Genomic DNA, 12,476 nt, shown 5'->3' with positions numbered 1-12,476 from the left:
CCTCAGATCCAATACCAGTTATGGATATAGAACTTTTGTTGGTGTGTTTTCAGTATCCGTTCTTGTTGTTCCAAGTTTGAAGTCCACGCCTTCACCCCAACAATAAGACTCTCCAGTCATACCAATTGCACAGGTATGAGTTCCACCAGTCGTAATGGCAGAAGAACCTGCATAGTCACTGATGGCAGTAAACACCGACGCGGTTGGAGCAATACGGAATAGCAAGGCTCCATCCCCAACCCGTCCGAGCGTTCCTTGCCCCCAGCAATAAACATTGGAATTATTCGCTACGATCGCACACGAATGTTCTCGACCCAACGACAACGATTTTGCAAAAGTTCCCATTGGCAATTGAGTTTTAACCGGTGCCAATCGTGTCAACGTATTGGAATCCCCAAGTCGTCCATCCAAGCCATAGCCCCAGCAATAGACACCCGAGTCTCCCGACAACAACACACAGGAGTGATCCCCACCACCTGCAATCTGAGTGACGACTGATCTTGCTGGGAATGAAGTACTCACAACTGCAACAGGCAGAGATCTGTCTGATGTCGAATTATTACCCAAACGCCCTTGAGCTCCGTAACCCCAGCAATAAGCTTTTCCGTTTGCGGTGTTCACACAAGAGTGAAGATCACCCAGATCGACTTGTTTAATTAAGCCTAAACCTGGAGTTGAAGACGTAACAACTGCCACTGGCTTATTCGAGCTTAACGGAGTATTTCGCCCTAGCTGTCCAAAGTATCCGTAACCCCAACAATAGAGAGTTCCGTCAGCATGCAATCCACACGCATGGCTCTTGCCGACTGAAAGTGATTTAAAGCCTAAGAACGAAGTTATACTGCTTGTATCCACAGGCACCGGAACTCCATATGAGATCGAATTGCCATTGCCTAATTGCCCCTCAGGATTATCACCCCAGCAATAAATTTTTCCATCGGTCGCCAGCGCACATGAGAATTCATAGCCCACTTCGACCTGCTTAAACGCAGCCCCGCCCGTCACCGAAGTCATAGTGATTTCATAAGGCGAATTGCGTGTGCTATTGCCACTACCCAATTGCCCTTTTGCTCCATTACCCCAGCAATAAACCTTGCCAGCGGTGTTGACACCGCAAGTATGGTTATAACCCGCTGACAACTGGGCAAATCCACGTTTACCAAGAAGTCCACTTACATCCACCGCGACTGGATCCTGAGAGAACACAAAAGCATTATTACCTAAACGTCCATCAGCACCTTGTTCACCCCAGCAACTGATCTTGCCGTCCGCAGTCAGTGCACAGTTGTGGTTTTCACCAACACTCAGTTTGAAAACATTTTTCAACGCACCTGGACCGTTCTTCACTTCGAGAGGAGTCAATTGATCACCGCTTGCCACCGCGCCCAAGCGTCCGCTGCCTGAGGCCCCCCAGCAAAAGACACGAGAATCCACAGTGCGCGCACAGGTGTGCTGTGCACCCGCTTGCACTTCAATAAATTGCGGTGTCGGTGTTATCGCAGACACATCGACTGCGACAGGCATATTCGAGCTGACGGCCGAATTATTTCCCAGCTGTCCATGTGAGTTTTGCCCCCAACAGTAAACTTTCGAATCCGCGTGAACCGCGCAGACATGTTCCGCACCGGCAGATAGATTTAAGAAACCTTGAAATCCTGTGATACCTGCAGTCGCGACCAATTTTGGAAGGCTTTGATTAATCCATTGCCCGTTGCCGATCTGACCGGAATCACCCTGACCCCAACAGACAATTCGGCCATTAGCGACCAGACCGCAGGTGAAGTTCGTGCCAGCTTCCAACGCTGTGATATCCATTCCATAAGAGGATTCATCAGTAGCAAAAGCAAAGCCTTTAAATTCATGAAGATGGCCATTTCCCAACTGACCTTCAAGCGCTCGTCCCCAGCAAACCACTTTGCCATTTTGCCATAGGCCACACGCATGATAAGGCCCCACCGCCAAGTCAGTAAATCGACCATAGGTCGGAATGGGGTTATTAAAAGCTCCCAGATAAGGCGAATCACAATTCGCGTAAGTATCTCCGCACGGCACGGCTTGCACCGGAGCATTACGATTTGTCACTGTCCCGTCGGAAAGATTATGCTGAGAATTTTCACCCCAACAGTAAATCTGCCCGTTAATACTAAGTCCGCAAGAAAACTCATTTCCTACCGAAACCTTCGTAAAGTATTTGATGGGGCCTGAAAGATCCAATTTCGCCGGTTGAGTTCTGACTCCCCCGTTGACACCGATACCTAACTGCCCTTTGCTGTTATCACCCCAGCAATAGGTTGAATTGTCAGTGCTTAATGCACAGGTGTTTTTGCTTCCGGCAATAACATCCTTCATAAAGAACTCTACGACATTGAAAGAAACACTCGCATCAATTGAGGTCGATGCCCGATTGAAGTTTCCCGCCAAGTCCTTGACAGAGTCAGCATCAATTGAGGGCACAATCGTGCCACCGACATCTACCGACGTGGCTTCAATACGGTACTGTCCCCCGGAAACATGGACAATATTCCAACGCACTCCCGAAGCAGAACCCTTCTGCTGAATCGAATCAACCGTAAAGGAAGCAGCATCAATATTTTCTGAAAACTGCACGTCAAAAGAAACGGGCAGCACCATTGTCGGATCGGCCTGCGACCCGGATTGATTTACAGTGACCGTGGGTTTTAAATTGTCATGAATGATCGAGTCACTGATACAAGCCGTTTCATTTCCCAACCGGTCCCGGAATTTTGCATAAACATTGTTCGGACTATTTGTAAAACTCAAAGTCCAATTTTTATTAAGATCATAAATTTCCCAAGTTCCCCCGGCGTTGCATCCGGCGGCACTTGTGACATACATAAATTGCGCACCTTCAGCGGAAAGCTGCAAGCCCACCGCCAGATAGTTCACATAAGTCTTATCACCTTCAATTTTAATTGACGGATTTTGTGGCGGCATTGTGGACTTCGTCCAAGAATAGAAAGTCGCCGCTGCATAGGCTTGCCATTTAACGCCATCAAATCCCACAACACATAATTTAATTGCGCCATCACTCAAACCCGAAATTGAATTTGTAATTTTAGTGGCAATGCCGATTCCAGCGCTATAGCCACTGCTGTCCGAACAAGTCGTCGAAGATGCCAAACCAACTTTATATTTGTAACTCGTTATCCCCGGACCAGCGACCGTGACATTTAAATTTGTAACATTCGAATAAAGATCAGGGACACCCGAAAGGGTCGTAATCACATCGTCTGAGGCCGCGCGCAAAGTGATATCTTTAGTAACCGAAGCTTGTCCATTGAAGTAAGTGAAAGTCACCACTTGATCAATGATTCCTGGTGCCGTCATCTTTGCTTCAAGATTCAATGTACAGGTTTCATTCGCTTTCAACAAAAGGGTGCAGGTTCCACCGGTTCCAGGATATGAGCCTCCGACAAAACGGAAAGGGGCTGTTAAGTCCGACGTGGCAATTGCACCCGCAGCAACGGCCCCGGAATTCTGCATGACGACTGACATCGTGACAGTCTGATTGACCGAACTGGATGGAAAAGCAAAAAGATCTCCACTTACAAAACTCAATTGTGTCGGAACAGAGGGATCAATCAATTTCACCAGCGTCGTCAATGGCGCGGGGAACACTGTTGAGTCCATGACGAGTTCCAACTCCTGTGTGCCATCAATGGTGTCGTTCTTATAGCTTTCCAATGCAAAGGTAAACTCTGTCTGATCAGGCTTTACGATCTCCATTCCATTCGGGTGAATAAATCGCCCAATGCCAGCACGCACTTCCCAAGACACATAAGCTTGGACTTTAATGGGCCGCTCGAATTTCACATTCACCAGGGCGATGTTGCCCTCAATAATTTCAATATTGGAAGTCATCACCTTTGCTGCGACAAGTTCCTGACCGAAAGTGGGCAATGGCTCTGTAGGTGACGAGACTGTGCAACCCAAAAGCAAGCTTGAAATGAATGCCAGTGATAACAATGCTCTTACCATGACAAGCCCCCAATAGTTCCAGCGTCACCCAAACGATCCGAACTACCCGCACCGGCATTCGCACTCGATGTGATGCTGCCGACATAGCTGGCTCTGCTTCCAGATACATTCAGAGAAATGCGACCGCCGCCGCCAGAACCACCCATATGAATACCAGTTGGAACAGCACCACCGTCCGCGTGGATTTCTGCGAATGCCCCATCCAGATCCGTGGTATTGATATAAACAGAACCACCGGATCCGCCGCCACCGCTCTTATCCGCTCCGTCTTGAATACCTACGGCACCATTCGCAAAGATGCGACCTTCCAAGGTCAAGGTGTTGTTCACTTTCAAATAAATGGCACCGCCACCAACACCGCCGCGGCACAATCCATTAATTGGATTGCCAGCAGCACCACCGCTTCCAATGTCTTTCGCGGGATTCACTGGATCTTGCAGATTTGGATCCCCATAAGACACACCACCCGGCATCGACGAAACACCGGTCCAACTAGGAACCGTGCCACCCACGCCGCCATGTCCACCACCGGAACCGGAGTAACCAAACGTGTTAATAGTACCAGCCCCCAGACCCTGACCGCACTGATAGCCTTTGTATGAAACATCGATGCTCGCGTCAGGCTTCAACCAGAAATTATTTGCCTCAATATTCACAAGATAATTTTTCAGATCCGAAGGTTTCGTATTCGGAGAATGTGTGATCATTCCCCCCGGCTCTACCGTTAGATTGTTCAGTACAAAGCTTCCCGTTTTTGAGAAAATCAAACGTCCCGTCGGTTGGATCACCAAATTATTTCCTGGGAAGGTGACGGCTCCGGCCAATCTCAACGGGTAAGTCAGATCTGAACTTGAAAATGCAAAACTCGCCAGAGGCCCGATATAGACGCCGGTGGTTGAACCGACGTCGATGACATCAAAAGTTTCTGTTTGAAGAATTGCCGTCTCACTTCCTTCGGCATAAGCAATAATCCCGTTGTCCATGATCAAATGCTTATTCAAAGGATTATTAGAGCCGTCTCGCTTCTCAATGTAAGTAGTTCCTGCGGCACCATTGATGTTACCACCGCGTGCTCCACCGAAGTTTTTAATCGAAACTGAAGATAGACCACCAGTATACTGATCGTCCTTGTAGATTATCGCAATACGACCACCGCTGCCTGAACCAGGAACATGCCCTCCGGCCGCAACCTGACCTGGACTGCCTGAAGCTTCGACTCTTCCACCGGCCCCATCGATAATATTAGTATTTATATTGATACCGCCGCCACTGCCGCCCGAGCCCGAATAGAAGGCTCCGAAAGTTGAAGCACCACCGGCATTACTTTTAATAGTTCCGTTAAAAGTAAATCGATTTGCGACCTTGATAAGAGCAAGTCCTCCACCTCGGCCGCCCCAAGTTGTTCCTCCACCGCTACCCATATCGACCGGATTTGAAATAGATCCATAGGGTTGCGTCTGCGCAGTTCCACCGGCATGTCCAAAACCACCGTAGCTGGCTCCTGCCGGACTGGTGAGATTTCCACCGGGGCCTCCGCCGGGACCGCAGGCCTGGGCAAATCCCCGAGCATTCAAAGGCATATCTCCATCTAATGTGAAGTTATCCAAATCCAGATTTACCGCGTAATTTTGAACAGCACAGCTAGCGTTATAAGAGTGAAATATAGATGCGCCCTGATTCACCACTAAATTATTAAAGATCGGTTTTCCAAAGGCTGTGTTGGTTCTTAGATCAACCTGACCTCCGTAGGCAACAGTCAGTGTGGAAGTCGTCGGCTGTAAAGTACCTTCAACCACAATCTTATAATTAATCGTAGAATCCGGCATTACAAAGGTAGCACTTGGAGGAACGCGAACTACAGCATCCTTGTCTACGATGACCGTTTTAACAGGTATGTTGTTCGGTAGATTGGTTTCAATACCCTCTTGTCCATAACCACGGCCGTAATTGCGAATGATCAAAGTTCCAAGAGCTTCATCCGTGTCCTGAACAAAAATAGTTCCCGCCGCAGAGAAAGAATCGCCACCATAGGCCGTCAGGTTCATATTGAAGACGCCATAATTATCATTCTTATAGCGAATGGCAATGCGTCCTCCGGAATCGTTACCGCCACCATTTGCAGAAACTTTCGCTGTCGTTCCCGCAAGAGTTAGCGTACGAAGATTGATTGTTCCGCCACTGCCTCCACCGTCGGCAGCAAGGATTCCATTGAGTGTTGATGTACCCGTGACATTTATCTGAATGCGACCGCCGCCAGATGTTCCCGAGTCACCACTTCCCAGATCAACAGGATCTTGGAAGTCTCCATAAGGCTGAGCATCCTGCGTTCTACCGCCATAAGCTGCAGAGTTGCTACCGAACCCAGTACCTGTGCCCGGCTTAAATCCTTTTCTGGAAACATCAATTTTCGATCCACCCTGCATCTCTAGGGTGCCTAGATCCAAATTCACCAGATATGGCAAAGTGGCTGCATTAACACCATTATAAGAGTGAGAAATAAAAGAGCCCTCTTTCATCTTCAGGCTCGTCAAGGAATACAATGTTCCTCTTCTAAACTCGAGATATGAATCTTTCTCCATCGTCAGTGTGTTATCCGGAGAAACCAGGTTACCAGCAACAACAATGCGATAATCTAAAGTAGAAGATGGCATGTTGTAGGTATCTGCACTGTTCACCCGCAAAGTTGCCGTTCTTCGAGTTTCAAATTTATCCACCGTGACCCCAATCAAAGCTGGAGTCTCTGCGCCTTGATTGTAAGGATTAGAACCATTGTTAAATATGATTTTTTCATTCACCGACGGGGCACCGGTATAGTTCAAGTAAATTGTGCCCGCGCCACCTGTAAAATAATTGTAGCCGTAGCCACCGAAAGTTCGAATTTTTTCAAAATCCACCAATGACTGAAAGCCGGCAGTATAACTATCGACATCATAGACAACAGAAATACGTCCACCACCGCCGCTCCCTGATACATACGCTGTAGCGGATGGAACATAGATGCAACCACTGCCCCCTGTCGCGGAAATGGTGCCATTAGCACCTTTCACTTCATGAGCAGTGATATAAATCGCGCCCCCGGAACCACCACCATTTACATTGGTGCTAATAGCAGCGTCTTTGCCATCCGCATTGATCACGCCATTCAAAGTCAAAGTGCTCGTTGCATTCAAACGGACATATCCACCGCCGGATCCACCAATCACGCCACTGTTGATAACTGCGCCACTGCCTATCTGATCCGGAGCTTTAATCTTTGCAGATGTATAATCGTAAGCCGTCCCACCCGCAGCTGCGTCGATCGTTCCGTTCTGACCGCCGTAACCACCATAACCCGCACCAGTTCCGTTAGCTGTCGATTTGCCCGGGCCATTCGCCGCTGCATAACCTCTTTTGGAAGTATCAATTATGCCATTGATGACAGCATTCGTAACATCCAAGCTGACAATATAGTTCTGTGCTGTGTTGTTATATGTGTGAGTGAGAATTCCACCCTGATCCAAATTGAAATTGGTCACGGTCAATGGAGTGTTTTTTCGCCACTCCAAATAACCACCACTTCCAACCGTGAGAGTGTTTCCTGAAGGCAAAGCTAAATCACCCTCAGTCACCAAGCGGTAGTTGATCGTCGGCGTTGGCAAAGTGAAAACCTGTGAGGGCTGAATCCAAACTGTTCCGGTGAAATCAGTGGTTATACTATCAAATCGATCCGCTGCAGAAAGAGGAGTCAAAATATATTCGTCGTAAGTGCGGGTCCCGTTATAGACAAGAAGATTTCCATAGGTATCGACACCGACACGATTATGATAAACCGTTCCTGCCGCACCATCTTTGGTACCTGCTCCGCCAAAGATATCGTACTTGATCCCAGGGACCCCTCCGACATATGTGGTATTCGTGTAGTTGATGGCGATTCTTCCACCACCACCACCGGCGCATCCACCGCTACCATCACCACCTGTGGACGCAAGCAGCGCCCCTGTTCCACTCACGTTCGTCGCAGTGATATTAATACTGCCGCCGGAACCACCGCCGCAGCCTGGTGAACCTGAAGCAATGATCTGCCCTTTCAGATCAAGATTAGTCACCTGAATATTGACATAACCGCCACCTGAAGCCGCTAAAGATCCACTTCCCAAATCAGTTGGATTTTTGGTGGAACCATAAGCATTTCCCCTGGCACCTGTTGAGGCAATTCCACCTTGGCCTCCGTAGCTGGCACCCATACCACCAGTTCCAGTACCACTTCCGTTTCCAGCGCTATATCCTCGGCCTTGAACATCAATCATTCCGGCCAGATTTAAATTTGTAGTCACAAGATTCAAAGCATAAACCAAGCTCGATGCATTGTAGCTGTGAGTCAGCGTTCCACCCACTTTGACAGAAATATCTGTCCAACTGTTGATGGCATCGTTTCGTCGCCATTCGAGATATCCATTCAAACCAATTTGCAGATGAGTGGGGACGGTTGGATGAGTTGTCAGCGTCCCAGCAACAACCAGTCGATAAGTCAGCTCAGGACGTTGCAATTGATAAGAATCGCCCGCAGATAAAATCAACGTTCCATAGTTCCGTGTGACAATTTCATTAAAGGTCTCTGACAACGGCAACGGAGTTTCAACTCCTTGAGTTTGCGTATTCGCACCACTGTCCACGACCAAATATCCCAAGGGATCCGTGAAAGTTGAATAATACACAGTTCCCGTAGCCGTTCCAACTCCGCCACCACGAACCCAAAGGCCCATGCCCGTAAGGCCTCCGGCATGTTGCATATTTTCATATAATAATGCGACGTGACCGCCAGAACCACCTTTGCTGCCGGTGCCGCCGAGGCCCCCTTCAGCTGAAATAGTTCCACCAGAACCTGCGACGTTCTTGGCATTGACCACAACACTTCCACCCGAACCGCCGCCAGCACCAGTGGCACCGTTACGTCCTCCTGATTCAACCGAGCCGCTCGCAAAACTTAATTTTTGATTTACTGTGATCTGCGCAATTCCACCGCCAGCACCACCAAGATTTGCACCGTTTGTTCCACCACCGCTACCCAGCGTATCCGGAGCTTTTACCAAACCATAAGGTTGAGCTTGTGCTAAAGCGCCCACCAACGAACCAAATCCACCATGAGCTGCACCCGCTGCTGGATTCCCATCCGCACCTTTACCCGGACCGTTGCTGGCAGCAAAGCCCCGACCTGTCATCGAAATCTTGCCGCCCTTACTAAGTAATAAATAGTCCGCTGTGACTTTCAGAATTCCATTGCCAATAGCTGGAACCCCTGTCGAATAAGCCGTTCCTGCCAACACGCCATTCTGATCAACTCGAATCTGCGTTTCACTAAGCTCTTCGCTAACAACATATGGAGTCGTCGAATCACACAAGTCACCATCAGGTCCACCACAACTTGTGATCGGAATTCCACGATAGTAAGAACCCACTCGCCCAGGCCCTACCGGTTCACCCGAAATATAAAGACCCACTTGATGTCTAAAAATAAAAGGTGAGTTCGCTGCGGGATAAACCAGATCACTGGCATCATAAGCCGACACTTTGACTTTATATTGTTCATGCAGATCCAAGCGACAATTCGTGAAGGTCACCTGGCGGTCAGTGCCCGGAACGCTGACCAATGGACACTTTACCGAGTTGTCCATATTTAAAAGAATCACTTCATAACGTTGTGCACCCGCAGCGATTTCCCATTGAATAATCGGATCAACCCCATCATTCATTTTATCATCTGCCAGAGTGTCGCCAGTGCCACCCATGACTCCCGTGACCACATAACCCGCAGGAACTTCTGTCACCAGGAAACTGAACAAGTCATTTGAAGCCGATCTCTGATTTCCAGCCGCATCCCTCGCGACAAGCTTGATCTTGTAGTTAAGCCCACGAGTTAAAGAACAATCAGAAAATGAATAGGCCGTGACGTTTGCACCAACAATAACTTCAGGACAGACCGGAAGATTTCCGGTCTCACTCACGACACTCACGGCATAACTATTTTCACCAGTCGTATCAATCCAAGAGACTGATGGGTTTACGGTACCGGCCAAAAAAGAATCCGGATTCAAGTCAGTTCCACCAAAGGCTCCCAAAATCTGTGGAGCCGCTGGCGGCAATGTGTCCACCGTGAACGGGAACATATTATTATTGGCATTCGAGTACGTACCACTCTTATCCACTTCAAGGGATATCTTGTACGTAGTGCCCTCAGCCAAGTTGCAACCTGCATAATCATAGCTGGTGATTGAGGCGCCCACTGTCACCGGCCCACACAATAAAGCACTGGCATTATTGTAAATCGCCAAACGATATCCCGTCGCACCCGGTGCCGCCGTCCAAGAAATCGTCGCATGATTTCCGTTGGTCAGATAGCCATCTTGCTTTGTATCCGTTCCCCCAGTAACACCAGCGATAGATGTTAAAGCAGAAGCTCCGTTATCCTGAATATAGACGGAGTGAGTGGCATTACCGCTGTCCAAGCTGACCAATGAAGTCACGGCCGTTGCCGTAATTTTAACTTCTTTCATAGCTCCGGGAGCTACGTCTGCCCGTGGATAAACTACGATATCTTTTGCAGTTGTTCCGGCTTCAATGATGACAAAGTTCTTGTCCGATATTGTATAGTCCACACCATCAGCGGCTGTGCCAGAGATTGTAAAATCAACTTTAATGGGAATGGCTGTCGCCTGGGACAAAAGAACTTTAACATTGGTTTTCCCGGCACTTTTCAAAACAGTTTGCGATGGAATCTGAAAGCTCACCGCAGGTTGCGCCGCCAGCTCTTGAATTTTCAGGGGAACTGACAAAGTTCCCAAAAAAAGCAAAGCATCGCCGCTCAAGCGCAGATAGAACTTTTCTTCTCCCTCATAAAGAGCGTCCGTCTTGGCAGTTAAATTTAATTCTAAGGAATCCGCACCCGACGCTAATGACAGGGTTCCACTGGTCGCTAGAAAATCACTCGCGCCATTTTCGATACTCCAGTTCACCGTTGTATTACGAGGCAACGGCTTGTTGAACTGCACGACTACTTTATTGGTTGCACCTTCGACAAAAGAAACTTCAGGAAGAGTGGACGTCATTACCAACAAATTTGAGATAGGAGTTGTCGAGCCACCGCCGCTTCCAGCTTGCGTATCACCACCAACAAACCCTTTTAGGTCTGTTTTTTCACATGCCGCCAGCACCATGGTTGTGGCAATGAATAGCGATATTTTCTTCAACTTCTTCACAAACTTCATCGATGCTCCAAGACGTCCCGAATCGACAAACAAAAAAACACAAATTTTCATCTACAAAACACTGTTGCTTCTCACATTTTAGCGTGTTGAATATGATTTTTCCTACGTTTTTTTGGTAACCGCCTTGACCTAAGGCGGATGGTTTTTCACTGAAATGAATCAATGTAATACATCTCGACTAAGGGCTTGTTCAGTACGTACTAATGGCAAGCTCGACCTAAGTTTGTTGACGGAGCAAATTCTTACAAAATAAAAAAACGTCATTGCCCGACTCCTTTTAGAACAATTCTATTTCCAATAAAATTGGCCAACCATTCGAACTGCGGAGTTCTTCAACAAGTTCAATTTTAAAAATTGTTACAATCTCTTTAACTGGGACCTGTTTTATACCGATACGTTCAGTATGGGTGCACCACAAAAACTAGATATCTATTCCCTAAAAAGTGAACGCAAAGGCCTCGCTGGGCGCCTTGAGAACCTGCTGCGCGAGTTTAAGATCATTGTTCATCTCGTGATGCTGGCTCCACTCTATATGATTGGCGGCGCCTGCATAGGGCTGGCACTCTTACCTGGATTCTATCTTTTTAGTTGGATGAGTTCATGGAGTGAGGGCGTTTCTCAAGGTCTGAGATTTTGGCTCCTAGGAAGCAGTTTAGGTCTGGGATATTTCATGTATGGTTTTTCCATGATCATGATTGTACCCACTTTGAATTTTCTATTTCGAACGAAACTTTCCGAATGGCGTGGTCCCTATTACTCACTGCCTGCCATCCGCTGGTATGTCCATAACGGTCTAACTTACATAGTTCGCTATACATTTCTAGAGTTCATCACGCCAACACCTTTTAATCTTTTCTTTTTCCGCATGATGGGAATGAAAATCGGCGAAGGCACAATCATCAACACGTCACATCTCTCTGATCCCTCATTGGTGGAAATGGGACGCAAAGTAACACTCGGTGGATCAGTGACGATTGTTGCTCATTATGGCCAAGGTGGATATTTAGTTTTAGCTCCGGTTAAGATCCACGACAAAGCCACCATCGGATTGCGCGCTATTCTTATGGGTGGTGTGACAATTGGAGAAGGTGCCAAGATTCTGCCAAACTCTGTGGTGCTACCAAAGACCCATGTCCCTGCGGGTGAAACCTGGGGTGGAGTTCCCGCGCGTCGCATAGATCCTAGCGAACTGACAAAGGTCTCTTAACTTCGTGTAAAAGCATAAAAAATGGGAGC

Annotated in this window: 3 protein-coding genes; 1 reads left to right on the top strand and 2 read right to left on the bottom strand. The window is 47.9% G+C overall.

Features of this window, described 5'->3' with window-relative positions:
• Positions 1–18: 18 nt before the first annotated feature.
• Positions 19–3,999 carry an RCC1 domain-containing protein gene (locus NWE73_RS03580; protein WP_277576905.1) on the bottom strand — a complete coding sequence of 1,327 codons (3,981 nt, stop codon included), beginning with the start codon at positions 3,997–3,999 and terminating at the stop codon, positions 19–21.
• On the bottom strand, positions 3,993–11,240 hold the full coding sequence (locus tag NWE73_RS03575; protein WP_277576904.1) for a Calx-beta domain-containing protein: 7,248 nt from the start codon (positions 11,238–11,240) through the stop codon (positions 3,993–3,995). The genes NWE73_RS03580 and NWE73_RS03575 overlap by 7 nt, the downstream gene beginning before the upstream one ends.
• Before the next feature lie 403 nt (positions 11,241–11,643).
• Here NWE73_RS03575 and NWE73_RS03570 point away from each other — a divergent pair, with 403 nt between their 5' ends.
• Entirely contained in the window at positions 11,644–12,447 is an 804-nt protein-coding gene (locus NWE73_RS03570; RefSeq protein ID WP_277576903.1) for a hypothetical protein, read from the top strand.
• Positions 12,448–12,476: the final 29 nt, after the last annotated feature.

Origin of the sequence: Bdellovibrio svalbardensis, from assembly GCF_029531655.1 — a bacterium.
GTDB lineage: Bacteria > Bdellovibrionota > Bdellovibrionia > Bdellovibrionales > Bdellovibrionaceae > Bdellovibrio > Bdellovibrio svalbardensis.
Note: the sequence above shows the minus strand (reverse complement) of the source record. Positions and strands in the feature narration are given on the sequence as shown.